Here is a 14142-nt window from a genome sequence, read left to right on the forward strand (position 1 = left end):
GCAATGCTCATGGCCTATGGGATGGCCGGTAGATGCGCAATATCGCGATGGAAGCCGCATGAATGCTTGATTCCTTGGGGACGCCCTCTCCGCCATATGATACGTAAGCCCTTGAATCTAAACGAATAGTTGCGATTCAGGGGCTTTTTCGTTTCCAGGTGGTACACCTGGCTGGTACACCGGACGGTAGACTGTCTCACATGAAAGATGATGAGATGTATCGTCACCCTCGCCTGCATCTGCGCGGCGGCACCTTTTACTTCCGGGCCAAAGTTCCCCTTGACCTGCTTCACGCCTACCCTGGTCTAGAGATCAAGTTCTCCCTTCGTACCAAGGACCGCAAGAAGGCGCTCCAACTGGTTCAGCTGGAGTCTCTCCGGGTCGAGCGTGAATTCGAGACACTTCGAAATGAGCAGCTCGTGGCCCACGCCCCCCTCACGCTGATCACATCCATCGATCAAGAATTCATCACTGGAATCACGACCTCCTTCCTTCGCGATGCACTGGAGGTTGACACCGACATCCGCACCGGTGACATGGGCGACCTCGAACGTGAGATACGACAAGAGGGCCTTGAGCAGCAGATGCAAGCGCTGCGGGAGGCCAATCGAACCGGCCGTGTCGAGTTGATCGACAGCTTGCTCAAGGTCTTCCTGCGCATTCAGGGCTTCGAGCTACGCGTTTCAGATGTTGAGTACCGGCGTCTGGCCCTGGCATTTCTTCAGGCCTACACCAAAAGTGTGAAGAGCCTTGCTCAGCGCGACGAGGGCGAGATCGTTGAAACCGAGGAGTTGGCACCAGCCGCCAAGGCGCTTCTGCCACGCGCCGTTCGTCAAACACAACAACAACTGACGTGGACAACCCTTTTCGAGAAGTGGCGTGACGCAACCGCCCGCCGCCCCAAGACCGCAGATGAGTTCAAGCGAGTCCTGGCTGAATTTGAGAAATTCATAAAGGACACCCCGCCCGCTTCGGTTGACAAGCAACAAGTCATTGCCTATCGCGATCACTTATTGAAAGAGGTCAAACAAGCGGCAAAGACCGTTGACAAAAAAATATCCATTCTGAGGACGATCTTCAGACGTGGAGTGAGTGACGGAATCCTGGATTCAGATCCAACATTGGGCGTCATTGTGACGATGCCGACGGTCCAAAAGAAATCTCGAATTTCATTCACCACCGCCGAGCTGAGTCAATTGTTTGTCTCTGATATGTTCACGGGCAAGTCGCCAAAGCTGGCGAAATTCGGTGCAGCCCCATATTGGGTGCCAATGATCGGCCTTTTCACAGGTGCTCGGATCGAAGAAATATGCCAACTTCGCGTGGCCGAAATCAAGGAAGCGCCAGATCTCGGAAAATATTTCCACATCACAGACGAGGGCGAAGGTAGCACGGTAAAAACAGAAGCATCCAGACGTCGAGTTCCGATCCATCAACGGCTATTCGAAGCAGGATTGCTTGAGTATGTCAAATCACTCCCCAACCAGGATGGCTATCTTTTTCCAAGCCTTACCCCTGACAAATATGGTCGTCGCAGCTCCGGCCTGAGCAAGAGCTTCAATGCCTACCTTAGAAACCCTATCGGCATCATTGACACCAGAAAGGTCTTCCATTCTTTCCGCCACACATTCAAACATCGCTCTCGGGAGCTATCAATTCCAGAAGACGTTCATGATGCTTTAACAGGGCACACCGGATCTGGCGAAGGACGAAATTACGGAAATGGGAATGAAGAATTCCCAGCAGAGCCGCTCTTTGATGCAATGAAGAGAATCGACTTCAAAAATCTAACGCTGCCAATTTTCAAGGCTGAAAACTTTCAATCTGAAAAATTGACCAAGCGCACCCGAAAAACAAAATCTACATCAACCGGCAATCTCAAGTAGAGATCAGGTCCCCCACCATCTCACAAGGCTACTACCGCAAGACGCCAGATCCAAAATGCTTGCGGTTCTTTTCCTCAGCCATAGTTTTGGTCATAGGGCGTATAGGCCACGGCCAAAAAGAACTACATTACAATTACGCCTTGTTTCTGCTTGTTGTTTCAACAAAACCTAACTAGTGCAGCCTGATGTCGCTCCACCAACCAAACACTGCTGATGCCAGTCGGGCCCTTGTGCAAACCCGGCTACCCTCCCCTCTGCGCAGCTACCTGCGGGCTTACGCTAAGCACCACGATCTGAAACTGGAAGCGCTGATGGCGGACATCCTTGGGCACTTCCTACACCTCCGCCCGGATCAGCACGGCTTGTCTTGGCGCAAACCACAGTCGAACCGCTCTGAGGCGGGCAGTTTGGGTGGGTGGGCTCAATTCAATTCGCTCGTTCCCGAGGAGCTGGCAGGCAAGCTGGCGGGCGCAGCCATGGCGGCCGGTATCAGCCGGGCATCACTGGTCTACACCGCTGTGTACTGGTTTGCGCGTTACATGCGCCCACCAACCGACAGCATGGTGATTCAAGACGACAAAGGAGTGAGTCGTCATGACTGAACACTTCAAGCATTTGCCCATTTCGGCGCTGATCCCCGATCCAGATCAACCCCGGATTGAGCTGGAAAGCGAGAACGATTCCGCCATCGGAGCAAACACCCTACAAGGCTTGGCGGCCTCAATCCGCGAGGTCGGGATGCTGCAACCCATCCGCGTCCGCCGAGTGGGTGACCTATTCATGGTCATCAGCGGCCATCGCCGCCTCGAAGCTGCGCGGCTCCTTGGCTTGGCCGATGTTCCCTGCCTCGTGATTGAGCAAGAGGACGACCATGAGCACCGCCTGGTGTCTCAGGTCATCGAAAACCTGCAGCGCAAGGCGATGAAGGCCAGCGAGTTGGCGATGGCGGTGCAGGCCCTGGTGCAACGAGGCAACAGCAACGACGAAGTCGCGAAGCGCCTAGGCATTCAGAACAGCCAGGTCACACTTTTGCTGAACCTGTTGAAGCTCGAAGGCGCCACCAAATCTGCATTCGAGCGCGGGCGCATAGACTCCCCACGAGCGGCATACGAACTGACCAAGCTCCCCGTTGCTGTGCAAGAGCGGGTGATCGCAGAAGCCGATGCAGCAGGCAAAGTGATCACCCAGCAGGAAGTGCGTGAAGTGCGTCACCAGTTTCAGAAGCGGATGTCGAAAAATCGCCATCCGTACGAAGGTCCCATGTTGTCGCGTGCCGATTTTGTCGAATTGACACAATGTCTGGCCGACGATGTGAGAGACAACTACGATCCGATACGCGACCGGGAAGCCATCTTTGGCACCGATTGGCACAACGTAGACAACGCACGTCTAGCAAACTTCGGCGCCGTGATGGCGCAGTCCGACGCCGGCAACTCCACATCCAACAGCCGACAGGCAGCAGAAAACGACGACTTGGTGCATGTGCCAGCATTCACATTGACTAGGGCACAGCTCATTCGCATGGCCAAGTTTTTTGGTTGGGGCGAGTCGGGGTTCGCAGGCGAAGAAGAGTTTTACGATGGAAGGCTCGGCGAGAGCATTGTAGAAAAGCTGCAGACCCTCTGACATTAGGGACTGCCGCTGCCAGGGCAGCATCTCGCAGAACTGTTTGTGTAGGTGGACGTTGAAAACGCCGGGATTCAGGGCCCCGGCCGGCCCTCGCGTATCACACCAGGCCAAGCTCGGCCATGGACGTGATCGCGCCCGCCGTGACGACCAGGTGGTCCAGCACCCGGACATCGACCAGGTTCAAAGCGGTCTTGAGCTGCTGCGTCAGACTTTGATCAGCAGAGGAAGGTTGCCCCCCGCCGCTTGGATGGTTGTGCACCAGGATGACTGCGCATGAGTTCAGGCGCAGGGCGTCTTTGAGAACCTCTCGCGGATACACCGATGTCTGTGTCAGCGTGCCCCGGAACATCTCGACAAACTCGATGACCTGCTGCTTCGCATCCAGATGGAGCACGGCAAACACCTCGTGCGGCAGTGCACCCATGCGCAGGCGCAAAAATGTCCTCACTGCGTCCGGAGACGTGAGCACATCGGTGCCACGGATTTGAGCCGCCAGCACCTGCTGAGCGGCTTCGAGGACCTCCTGAGTGTGGGCACGGCGGTACTCGCCAGTGGCGTCCTGCACCAGCAGGATTGAGGGAGCAAGGACTTCGAGCGAAGACAGAGAGGAAACGAGGGATTGCGACATGGTCGGCTCCAGTGATCGGGCGGGATTGCCCGAGACCGGCACACGCACACCGCAGCACAGATGTCAGGGTTCGACAGACGGCCGCCAGGACGCAAGCGCCCCGCAGCGGGCGCGCAGACCTTGACATCGAGAACGGTGTGGTACGTTGTAGGGAACAGCAAGCCAGCCAGCCCCGCCCTCCTCCCCCCCGGAACACACCATGACAACAGGCCCCATCCAAGCGCCCATGGCGCCGAGGCCTTGACATCGCGGGATCCACGCGCACTGGTGAGCATTTAAAGACAGGGCGAGCTTTCAGCACTCGCCCGGCCCCTGGGTACGCCATCCCCGATCTGAAATCGACCACCGTCTGGTGGCCGTGACCTCAAACTTCTTCGCGCAGTTTCAACATGCGTAACCGCAGCGCTTCAATTTCTTCAGGCTGAGGAACTTCTTTCAGGTGCCACGCTGGCTCCCAGCCTTCAATAGTCTCTTCATGGTACCTGCCAAACGCCGCTATAAAACTTGTGGCGGAACTAAGACATTCATCACGATACTCAGGGTGCCAGTCCATTAACCGCTCAAAGGTATGAAGATGCCATACGGCATCGCGATATGGTCTCCAACGAGCCCCGGTTTCTTTGATGGCGGTGAATGCCTTCGAAGTTCTGACATCACTGTAGGGGCTGGTTTCTTCAGCGATATCGCTCAGTTCGGAAATGAGTTCGGGCGTCAGAGGTGCCGCCATAAGTTCACCAAACTCTTCGGAAAAGACGACTATCTGTTCCCCGAGCACCTCAATATCGATAGGTCCAAACGAGGCCAAGCATTCAAACTCAAATTCAGTTGTATTCATTGTCATATCTTTCAACACAAGATGTCCTGCCAGATTGATGGCCGCAATTGTCAAATCACAGCCACTGCCATTGAGCTAGGTGGAATTCAGACGACGGAAACCACGCAGGTTTCCTTGGTCAATGTCACGTGACCTGCGCGGTGCGCAACATGCGTAAGCATTCGTAGGCAAGGCGAGCTTCGGCACTTAACCTGCCCCTGGGTACGCCATCCTCGATCTGAAATGGCCACCGCCTGGTGGCCATGACCTCAAACCTCTTCGCGCAGTTTGAGGATGTGTAAACGCAACGCCTCAATCGCTTCAGGTGTGGGAGCTTCATCCAGATATGTATCTGAATCTGTCTCCATGCCGCAAACGTACTCCCAGAACGCGGACACGAAGGCGGCTGGAGAGTTGAGGCACTCATCGTAGTCATCTGGCCACACGTCGATGGCCTCTTCAAACGCGCTGAGGTGGTATTGAGCGTCACGTACGGCGCGCCAACGAGCCCCGGTCTGCTCGATAGCGGCGATGGCCCTCGAAGTCCTTGCCGCATCGTGGGCGAAGGTGTCCTCTGCAATGTCGCTCAGACAGCCTTTGAGCTCGGGGGACAGAAATGCATTCATCACCTCGCCCCTGTCATGGTCAAAAGCGAATATTTCATTCTCCCGAATATCAATATTGACAGAGCCAAATGCGCAGAGGCATTCAAACTCGAAATTGGGTGTATTCATTCTTTGGAATCTTATGGTTTTTCATGTTGGTCAAGATGGTGGCTGCGATCTTCAGATCACAACCACCATCATTGAGCAGCTGGAATTCAGTGATGGATGTGCACGCAAGTTTGCTTGGTCGATGTCACCTCTCCCGCTTGGTCGGCAAATTCATACCAGTCATCGATTTGGTACGGGTCGAGCTCAAAATCGGTTTCGATGTCATAAATCGTGTAGCTATACCCCCACAACTGCTCAATCGCAATCTGGCTATGAAAGCCGCCCATGGCGCAGGCTGCCGCCGTGTCATCGTCCATCGACGCGGGGACATCGACGAAATAGCCGCCAGGCACGCCCTGGTCTTCGGGGTGCAACTTGTAGGCGGGGCAATCAGCCTCGACCTGGATGAAAAGAATTCGCCTTTCACAGTTGCAGTTTTGTGTTGGATGGGAGGTGGTATTGGTAGAGAAATTCTTAGTCATAGAAAAATCAAATTTTGTTTACAGACGCTGAGGCCCTCGGATCAAAAAACAATCCGAGAAATCTCGTTAAATATTGCCTCGCCTGTCGATAGGCAAGGCGCTCAGTTTTATTGATTATCTCCGAATGGTTACGACGCCATTCTGATTGCAGGGAAGCAGCATGGCTGTAACTACCTGAGCAGATTTAGAATAATGGCTATTCAGCACATTCATTGCGACCACCATTTCCCTCGTCGGAGGTTTGTCGAATTTATCCTCTTTAACAGCCAGCAATTTATTCAAGATGCTGTTGGTCAAAGGCGAAGTAAAGCTAACGCCAAAAATATCAGTCTTGAAGGTGCATTGAATATATTGGTGCCTTTTCCAATCTCGCAGGACTTTGCGAATTGTCGGTGAATGCGCATCAAAAGAGATGGTAAGTGTTTTGCCCTTTCCCACAAATATCAAACCACCCAGGGTTCGCCCTTCGGGAAACTCAACTCGAATAAGACCGAGTTCGTAGTCATCCAGAAGCTCCTGAACAAAGTGCCCGAACCCCGCGCCTGAACAGAAAACACAGACCTCCGAACAACTTGTGTCGAGAAATTCTTTACCGATAACCACTTTTGGAAAGCAGGCGCCCAAAACGGGTTCGGGGGGCGAGCCAAAACACATGTAAGCCGGATTCAAGGCTTGCCCCTCGAAGGGGGAAGAGGAGGCGCTGGTCGCGGAAGAAAAACTGTCACTCATATTAAAAGCCCTCAATGTTGAGTTGGCGAAAAGTGAGCCCCTAGATCCGTACTGATCGGCAGGGCCCTTCTAAATTGCCGTCACCTTTTGGGTGGCAGCGGCACAACATGAGTCCTATTCTATGTGAAATAGATTTTGCTGCAACAAGAATCGATGACTTTTCGATAGAACCAAGGGTAAACACCTATTTTTTATTGAAAAAAATACGTTTTTGGGTCGAAATTGGCACATCGAATGAGCACCGGTCATGCAACTGCATCGCCAACCATTCCCTTGAAACTCTCGGGTCATACCCAAGCCAGCAGGAAGTGATGGCCGCACGAACAGCGCTTAGACCATCCTAGGCACCTGAAGTCATGATCACCGTCCAGACTGGGGCGACGGTAATCAACATGGTCATCACCGTTGCAAATAGTCGAGCGTGAATTGAGGAGTCCCCTGCGGACTCCATCGTTAAAGCGCTCCCGAAGGAGCGCCATATTGGCGAGATGGATCACAAGATCCAGGCGCCCGAAATTGCCCTCCTGGCCCGCTCACGACCTCAGCGTGTCGCGCGAAGGATTCGCACCGCCAGGACGTGCGCGTCATCAATGGGGTACAGCTGTTCATACCAAGGGGTTTCGCCGACGGCTTCAGCGAGCTGCTGGGCCACCTCGACTTCTTCATCTGAATAGACCTCTGTGCGCTGGTAGCCCTGAGCGCTGATGGTGGCGGCTTGGAATCCGCCGATGTCGAAGGTATCCACTGCGAAGCCCCCCACTACCAACGTGTTGCCCGACACGAACACCAAGGGCGTCCAACCCCAAAGCGGGCCGCCCTCACGTCCCATGTCGCGAGAACCCAGAGCTCCGCTCAATTCATGAGCCGCGACCCAAAGAACGCCAGGGAAGAAATGTCCAAAGCCGTTGACATCTTGAAGAACGCACGGCCAGCCGGCATAGGTTCTGTTATCGGCCAAGCTCACCGTGGGGTGATTGAAAGCCCCGCTGTGGCTCATCGCCAGGTTCGCCAGGTCGTTCTCAAACTCGGGCGGGAGCAAGAAGGCGACCAGCTCATCAGCCACATAGCGGCGGTCAATTCCACGGGCATCGCAGAAGGGCTGGACCAGCTCCCTCAGAAACTCCACTTCAATCAAGACACCGACGGCGGGGCAGTTTTCCGGGCCCATTCCATCCAGGTGCTTGAGGGCATGGTTCAAGAGCTCGAACAGGTGGGGGCTGGTGGCCTCGACCTCGGCGCGCGGGTACACATCCGCCGTCAGGTGGTACATCTCAGGAGGAGCCATGCCCTCCATGTGTTCGTTGTTGCGGCTGGCTTCGACAGTTGATCTGCAGTTCATCTGGTCACTTTCAAGGTTGTTGATAGAAACCAGTAGAGCGTTCACGTTTTAGCCTTTTGGCCTTCTTTTTTGAAAATACTGCCTGCCAGGAAGGCGGTTCTGGCCTCTTTCTGTTCGTTGGGGGTGGAAAGAACTCTTACCCGGTAGTAGAAGTTTTTTAAACTGGATACTGGTGAAGTCGGAGGAACGGCAAAAGCCCCCCCAACCCACCAAGAGGTAGGTTGCGGGGAGGCGTTTCGAGGTTCTGGACACCGGCGTTAGCCCTCGTCACGGCACTCGGGTATCGTGCAAGATCCCGAGTTGATGGAACTTAAAGCCGTTGACACCGGCTCCAGTCACGCAGTCCATCGTCCCCCTGCGTCGCGCCCCTGACTTTCCGCTTGGCGCATTCGTACGGCGCGGCGTGTTGAGCCCCCTCCTCGTACCCAGCGTGTAGTCACTGAATTTCAGCAGCGATGGACCTCCTGCCCATGTGGCGTCCACAAAGCGTCTGATAAGACACGTTATGGTCGAGCATCAAAAAATATTTGCCCCGCCAACTGCAAGCGACCGTGTCCTGCCGTTGATCTGGTCAAGGGTTCAGTCCCAAGTTGCCCAGTCGCTGCCTGAAGAACTTGAGTCCCAACTGGAACCGGAGTCATGACTGGGATGGTGGTCATCCATTCCATACAGGTTCCCGCCAGCATCAATGCCCGACATGTCGCCGTTGAGCATTGGCAGACCCGTCGCGGGATTCACGACGCCAGCTGAATCCGCGGATGCATCCGGAAAGTCGTGAGTCGAGGGGTTGTGGTCCGGGCTGCCGAACAGCCATCGCCAAAAGGACATCAAGTCCTCCTTTTTTCAGTTTGAGGGCCCCAGGCAATGCCTGGGGCAGATGGGTGTCAGTCTTCGCCCGGCAGCATCACCGTGATGACCGGCTCTGCTTGATCACCGGGGCCGATGTGCATGTGCAAGGTGGTTCGTCGGGGCCTCTGCCCTCGCCCTCCCCTGGGCACTCGATGCAACTCGAAGGCAACCCGGTTCGAATCGGCCCGCTGCGCGGCCAGGTGTGCAAGCCACAGCACGTCCCACAGACGCCCGGCTTCGTCTTGGCTCACTTGGCGCTGGCTGTCAGCCTCGCTCCACGCGACGCAATTGGCCCAGGTCGGGGCCGTCATGGCCACAGCAACCCGGAAACCAGCCTCTCGTGCGATGTCCGTGACGTCGATTAGCACGCCGTCTGCCAATGCCTGGGCGCGACTGTAGCGGTATACGAGGTCACCCTCATCTGGGTTGAGATTGTTGGATGTGTTCATGCCTGTGCCCTCTCCTTCTTGGTCACGATGACTGGCACCAGTCCGGTGCCGCGTGCGGCCATGCGCAGGATGTAGCGTTGCCCGAGGATCGTGGTCTTGAAATCCCGGTGGGTTTTGGCCCACTCGGAGGTTGTGATGGTGACCATGGCGGTCGGTTTGAGGTTGTCTGGTGTGGTCATCGCTCTTTCCTTGGTGGGCCGGGCTCTTAGATTCCGAGCCTGTGGCTGTTTAGCTATTGGGCTTTGGGGCCCGTGAGTTGGTGGGTTGCGCGGTGGTGCGTTTGGGGGCTCGATGTGTGCCGTTCTCCTGAGTTCGTCGCCTGCGCCGGATTTGCTGCCGCTCTCGGGTGGACAGCGGTGGCGCCCAAGCCGCAGCCTGCTGGCCAGCAGGACCGGGTGCAGGGCCATGCGAAGCACTCGCCCCTGGGAGGCCGCAGGCAGGCAGCTACGGTCGCAGGGTTGGTGACGCCGATGGAGAGCGGGAGCACGGGCAACGAGGCACGCACCACAGCGCCGGGCGGCGGCGAAGCGCGGCCCGGTGGCAAGCCGAAGTCGGCGCGCAGTGGACCGACACCCGCCCGCGTGCAGCAGGGCTGGGTGTCCGGTCCACGGAGGGGGGCCGCGCTCAGCGCGGGGCCAGGCGTTCAGCCGCAGCCATCGAACCTGCGGCGCGGCCCACCGCGCTCAGGTTCGATCCGGGAGGGAGCCGCCTGTCAGCCCCCAGCAGGTCGTAGACCGTCGCGCCCAGGGGCAGCCGATCCCCAGGTCGGCGGTGACAGGTGGGAGGGCGAAGAGCCCTCGCGCCCCCCAAGCCGTTAGGCGCGGGTAACCGGCTTCAGGAGGGCGAAGCACGACCGTCGCCCGCGTCGCGTCCAGCGCAAGGGTGAAGCCGGTTACCCGCGCCTGGAGTTGCCCGCTGGCGGGCAACGGAGGGTGGGGGGCGCCGGTATCGTTGGGACCACGACAACCGTCCAGGGCGTCGAGTGAGCGGCCGGGCGTCCAGCACGGGAAAGCGAGTGATGGGCCTCAGCCGCGCCTGCGGCTGGGCTGTTCGGGGCCCCTGTTCACCCATCCTTGGATGGGGTGGCGTACAAGGGGGCTGTGTGGTCGTGGTGCCTATACATGGTATGAAGAACACACAGCAATTGATTGGCAAGCGCCGCCCTGATGGGCGGGTGCTTGCTTTGGATGCGGAGCGGCGCACACTCAGAGCGCTGCACCGTTTCGGGTGGCTGCGCACGCGAGACCTTGCTGCGCTGGTGCACACGAGGTGGGCACCGAAGCCTGCGGCAGAGCCTAGCCTGGCGCCGATTGCCGCGACGGCCAGCGCTCTGCGCATGGCCCAGCGGACTTTACGGCGCATGCGAGAAGCTCGCCTGGTGCTATCGGCACAGGGGCCGGACGGCAGCACGCTGTACGCCCTGGCCGAGCCAGGGGTGCGGGCGTTACTGACCATGGGCGTGGAGGCGGTGTCGGGCAAGGATGCGATGCGTGGCATCAGCGGCGGGTACTTCCGGCACCGCTGTGTTTCCAACGAGATTGCGATCGCGGGCATCGTGCAAGGGCTGCGCGCGTCCACTGAGCGGGAGATTGCACAGGGACTTTGGGCGGGTGGCTCGGCCGGCATCGCGGGCAAGCGCCCAGACGTGCTGTGGCGCAATCGTGAGTCGTGGGACTGGATAGAAGTCCAGCGCAGCCGGCCCAACGCTCGGGATTACGCGCGGTTGCTAGTCTGGCTGCAGCACATGCTGGTCGTTCACAGCCGGCCTGGTGCGGAGATTGCCGAGGGGGTTCGGTTGCGAAAAATCGTGTTCGTTTGTTCGACGGCCTTCGGTGCCCGCCTGCTTCGCGATCTGCGCGAAAAAAAAGTTGCAGAAAGTGCGCTGAAACAGCTTGTTTTGCTCAGCCACTCGCTATACGCATTAGACCCAGTCAAGTTTTGCTGAAGAGGTACGGGACAGTGAGGGCCGCACTGTTCGTCTTTCCTGATTTGTCGCCGCAATAATTCATGCGGCGCGACTCGGCGGCTGCAGCGCGGCCCCGCCGAGTTCCCTCAACACACCCCTGATGCCGGCCTCTCGGTTCATGGCGCCTCGCCCCCTGCTTTGGAGTCACTCCAAAGAATATATTTTTCCGATCTCGCACGCTAGATCGGGCGGCTTTCGGCTCTTTCACCGCTCATTTTTTTGGGAAGGCTATGCGTGTCGGATTGACGAGTATCAGGATGTCTCCGAGAGGAAGGAAAAACGATTCAGGCTCTACCTCGGCTGTCAGTCGTTCCACCGATTTTCCAAGCGATGCCACGAACTCGTCGGCTGAATCGCTGGGTTGTTGAGTTCGCTGACGTAGGAAGTTGCCCCAGTCACACCAGACCGCCCGAGAATCATGGCCATTTGCGGATGTGAAGTGAGCATAATACCGCCCTAGCACGACGAGGTGCACGGAGAGAGCGGCATCGGTTTTGATCGAGAGGCGCTCTTTCAAACCATCGACCCCAACCGCATCCATCCAGCCCACGACATCAGCGATCCACTTGTTGCTGTCATCGACCAGGCTACTCGCATTGTTCCGACGCACTTTGTCGTCACTCACAAATGGTTGCTGCCACTTGAGCTGGAAGAGAATGATGCTGCTGCAGCCAGTATCGTACGCGACGAAATCAATGTCGGTAACCGTCTTACCATCACGCTTCAACTTTACGCCATCAAGGCAGTGCCAATGGGGCGCGGGGAACTGTGATCGCAGTTCAGCAACCCATCTGCCTTCACGTCGATTGGCAGCATCAAACCAGTCCTTCTCGTAACGCCTGCGTAGTTCTGTCCAGAGAAATAGAAATGGATTGAGCTCCAGACCGTACATCGGGAGCGCCACAAATTGCTGGCTCGTCCTGACCGCCGGAGCGAGGGCTTGTGTTCCACGCTCCAAATGGTCCTTGGCGTTTGCAGGGCTCAATGTCAGGTGATCCAAAAGCTCCGACACTTCTTGTCGGGACGCATCGAGAAAATTGGCTATCCCTTCGACCAACTCTTCGTGAAGTGCTCCGCCAGTCAAGAGATTCCTGAGTCCAATGCGTGAATCATCAGCATTCTGAAGTCCAGCATAGCAAAGCCTCTGCTGCGACATGGCCGAGAGCGCTTCGAGAACCGCTACGTATGCCGAATAGGCACGACCTCCAAAGCGGTCGTCATCTGCCAACATATCCCTGAAAGACATCCTTTTCAGATACAGGACTGCCCATTCCCTGAAGTAGTCGTCGACGCCGTCAAAAGGTTGGTCTTCAGGCGACGGGTTACTACGAAGGTAGCCGGCCAGGCGGGGAAGCAATTCCATATGGCGAAGCTCCAAAGCGGCCTCCTTGGGGCGATCCTCCACGACCGTCATGTCACTGAGCCAGCTCAACCCTTGAAACCCAACCTGCTCCCGGTACGCGGTGTTGTCTTGTATGGACAGGACAAGCAGCGTCATTCCCTTCAATTTGCGCTCGTCGATCTCGCCTTTTAGCGCTCCCGAGCGCAACAGATTCAGTTGTTTCTCAGCCATCGTTAGGCAGCCCATCCGCCACAGAAACTCATCCGTCTGCTCCGCAGTCGCAGCATTGGAAGTGAAGAGTTTGGGCGTATCTGCCTTCAACTCGGACGGCAGGACTCGCTTCAAGGCCGCATTGATTGAGTACTTGCGGATGCTCTCCGCCCGTAACGCCGAATCGTCCAACTCCTTCAGCTCTGGAATCAGCTCTCGGCAAAAGACGTAATCAAGGGCGCGCAGAGTCTCGAGGGTCAACGCCTCCGAAGGTTTCTCATAGCCGCGCAGGACATACCGTTCGTCCGTGATGGCATCCTGGAGAAGGCGTATTGGGTCTTTCATACAGAAGAAACGATCTTCAAGGACACCAATGCGCGCAGATGTTCTTCCAGCATCTGCGGGATATTCCCGCCAGAAAGCAATAGCCCTGCCTCCATGTTCCTCTCCATGGCAAATCCCGTCAGGTTTGCGCTGGTGATGAAGCAAGTGTGTCGATCGGCCACTGCCACCTTGGCGTGTACTCGTCCGTCAGTGAATATTTCGCCTCGATCCCGCCATGTATAGAGATGAGCATTGGGCACCAGGGCCTTCATCTTTCCGATCGCATCGAACGAGATGCTGCCGCCATCATCTTGGGATGATTCGAGGAGCATGGAGATACTCACACCTCGTGCGCTTGCTTCGTTCAAGGCCTTCACGATCGTCGAGACGTCATAGGCCACGAAGCTGGTGACGAACAGAGTTTGCTTGGCGGCGTTAACGACTTGCAGGAGCGCTTGCTCCGTTCGACGTGCGGAGACGAATGGTGTCGTCGGCCCCGTCCACACGAGTTCGGTAGACTGACGAGTCGCCATGTTCCCAACCGCATGGCTGGCGGCGAGCAGCATCGAGGCCAATTCGATGGGACTAACCGACGTGGCCTGCCAAGCAATGACAAGCTGATCAACGATAGCTCTGGCTGCGGGTGTACCCACGACATCTGATAGCGAGATATTAGCCTCACCGCCGCCTCCAATCCTCCGAATCCTGCCCGCCAGCGCTTGAGCCTTCTCGGGAGAGATCAGACAGACTATGGCTGTGACGGCTTCCAGCAGCCTTTCCAT

At 56.9% G+C, this 14142-nt stretch carries 14 protein-coding genes; 4 read left to right on the forward strand and 10 right to left on the reverse strand.

What is annotated here, in order from left to right; all coding sequences use genetic code 11:
- Positions 1-200: 200 nt before the first annotated feature.
- The 3 genes from L880_RS34190 (at position 201) to L880_RS34195 (ending at position 3512) form a co-directional block, all read left to right on the forward strand.
- The gene (locus L880_RS34190) at positions 201-1886 is read left to right on the forward strand and encodes a site-specific integrase (RefSeq protein ID WP_084460991.1); all 1686 of its coding nucleotides are present in this window, start codon (positions 201-203) and stop codon (positions 1884-1886) included.
- Between the two features lie 311 nt (positions 1887-2197).
- The gene (locus tag L880_RS0104355) at positions 2198-2488 is read left to right on the forward strand and encodes a hypothetical protein (RefSeq protein WP_157462568.1); all 291 of its coding nucleotides are present in this window, start codon (positions 2198-2200) and stop codon (positions 2486-2488) included.
- Positions 2481-3512: a ParB/RepB/Spo0J family partition protein gene (locus tag L880_RS34195; protein ID WP_051443048.1), complete on the forward strand. Its 1032-nt coding sequence runs from the start codon at positions 2481-2483 to the stop codon at positions 3510-3512. Before L880_RS0104355 ends, L880_RS34195 begins: the two co-directional genes overlap by 8 nt.
- Before the next feature lie 100 nt (positions 3513-3612).
- Here the strand turns inward: L880_RS34195 and radC are convergent, their stop codons facing one another.
- The 8 genes from radC to L880_RS0104395 form a co-directional block, all read right to left on the reverse strand.
- Positions 3613-4143 carry a RadC family protein gene (gene radC, locus L880_RS0104365; protein WP_027474633.1) on the reverse strand — a complete coding sequence of 177 codons (531 nt, stop codon included), beginning with the start codon at positions 4141-4143 and terminating at the stop codon, positions 3613-3615.
- A 364-nt stretch (positions 4144-4507) separates the two neighbouring features.
- The gene (locus L880_RS0104370) at positions 4508-4993 is read right to left on the reverse strand and encodes a hypothetical protein (protein WP_157462569.1); all 486 of its coding nucleotides are present in this window, start codon (positions 4991-4993) and stop codon (positions 4508-4510) included.
- A 233-nt stretch (positions 4994-5226) separates the two neighbouring features.
- Positions 5227-5691: a hypothetical protein gene (locus L880_RS0104375; protein ID WP_027474635.1), complete on the reverse strand. Its 465-nt coding sequence runs from the start codon at positions 5689-5691 to the stop codon at positions 5227-5229.
- Positions 5692-5777: 86 nt separating this feature from the next.
- Positions 5778-6152 carry a hypothetical protein gene (locus tag L880_RS0104380; RefSeq protein WP_027474636.1) on the reverse strand — a complete coding sequence of 125 codons (375 nt, stop codon included), beginning with the start codon at positions 6150-6152 and terminating at the stop codon, positions 5778-5780.
- A gap of 114 nt (positions 6153-6266) precedes the next feature.
- On the reverse strand, positions 6267-6881 hold the full coding sequence (locus L880_RS35455; protein ID WP_157462570.1) for a hypothetical protein: 615 nt from the start codon (positions 6879-6881) through the stop codon (positions 6267-6269).
- Positions 6882-7422: 541 nt separating this feature from the next.
- On the reverse strand, positions 7423-8265 hold the full coding sequence (locus L880_RS0104385; RefSeq protein WP_157462571.1) for a hypothetical protein: 843 nt from the start codon (positions 8263-8265) through the stop codon (positions 7423-7425).
- Between the two features lie 839 nt (positions 8266-9104).
- Positions 9105-9518, reverse strand: coding sequence for a DUF6573 family protein (locus L880_RS0104390; protein WP_027474638.1), 414 nt, complete (start codon positions 9516-9518; stop codon positions 9105-9107).
- Positions 9515-9697, reverse strand: coding sequence for a hypothetical protein (locus tag L880_RS0104395; RefSeq protein ID WP_027474639.1), 183 nt, complete (start codon positions 9695-9697; stop codon positions 9515-9517). Before L880_RS0104395 ends, L880_RS0104390 begins: the two co-directional genes overlap by 4 nt.
- A gap of 947 nt (positions 9698-10644) precedes the next feature.
- Between L880_RS0104395 and L880_RS31580 the strand changes: the two genes are divergently transcribed.
- Positions 10645-11463 carry a hypothetical protein gene (locus L880_RS31580; RefSeq protein WP_084460993.1) on the forward strand — a complete coding sequence of 273 codons (819 nt, stop codon included), beginning with the start codon at positions 10645-10647 and terminating at the stop codon, positions 11461-11463.
- Positions 11464-11695: 232 nt separating this feature from the next.
- Here the strand turns inward: L880_RS31580 and L880_RS0104405 are convergent, their stop codons facing one another.
- Together L880_RS0104405 and drmC are read right to left on the reverse strand one after the other, a co-directional pair.
- A complete protein-coding gene (locus L880_RS0104405) occupies positions 11696-13381 on the reverse strand; it encodes a hypothetical protein (protein WP_043328436.1) in 1686 nt (561 codons plus the stop codon).
- A complete protein-coding gene (gene drmC / locus L880_RS0104410) occupies positions 13378-14142 on the reverse strand; it encodes a DISARM system phospholipase D-like protein DrmC (RefSeq protein ID WP_027474641.1) in 765 nt (254 codons plus the stop codon). The genes L880_RS0104405 and drmC overlap by 4 nt, the downstream gene beginning before the upstream one ends.

The organism is Curvibacter gracilis ATCC BAA-807 (assembly GCF_000518645.1).
Lineage (GTDB): Bacteria > Pseudomonadota > Gammaproteobacteria > Burkholderiales > Burkholderiaceae_C > Curvibacter > Curvibacter gracilis.

Excerpts from the sequence above, each read along its gene's own strand:
- L880_RS0104395 (WP_027474639.1), bottom strand. The coding sequence starts at position 9,697 with ATGACCACACCAGACAACCTCAAACCGACCGCCATGGTCACCATCACA.
- L880_RS0104355 (WP_157462568.1), top strand. The coding sequence starts at position 2,198 with ATGGCGGACATCCTTGGGCACTTCCTACACCTCCGCCCGGATCAGCAC.
- L880_RS34195 (WP_051443048.1), top strand. The coding sequence starts at position 2,481 with ATGACTGAACACTTCAAGCATTTGCCCATTTCGGCGCTGATCCCCGAT.
- drmC (WP_027474641.1), bottom strand. The coding sequence starts at position 14,142 with ATGGAAAGGCTGCTGGAAGCCGTCACAGCCATAGTCTGTCTGATCTCT.
- L880_RS35455 (WP_157462570.1), bottom strand. The coding sequence starts at position 6,881 with ATGAGTGACAGTTTTTCTTCCGCGACCAGCGCCTCCTCTTCCCCCTTC.
- L880_RS0104380 (WP_027474636.1), bottom strand. The coding sequence starts at position 6,152 with ATGACTAAGAATTTCTCTACCAATACCACCTCCCATCCAACACAAAAC.
- L880_RS0104390 (WP_027474638.1), bottom strand. The coding sequence starts at position 9,518 with ATGAACACATCCAACAATCTCAACCCAGATGAGGGTGACCTCGTATAC.
- L880_RS0104405 (WP_043328436.1), bottom strand. The coding sequence starts at position 13,381 with ATGAAAGACCCAATACGCCTTCTCCAGGATGCCATCACGGACGAACGG.
- radC (WP_027474633.1), bottom strand. The coding sequence starts at position 4,143 with ATGTCGCAATCCCTCGTTTCCTCTCTGTCTTCGCTCGAAGTCCTTGCT.
- L880_RS0104375 (WP_027474635.1), bottom strand. The coding sequence starts at position 5,691 with ATGAATACACCCAATTTCGAGTTTGAATGCCTCTGCGCATTTGGCTCT.
- L880_RS31580 (WP_084460993.1), top strand. The coding sequence starts at position 10,645 with ATGAAGAACACACAGCAATTGATTGGCAAGCGCCGCCCTGATGGGCGG.
- L880_RS34190 (WP_084460991.1), top strand. The coding sequence starts at position 201 with ATGAAAGATGATGAGATGTATCGTCACCCTCGCCTGCATCTGCGCGGC.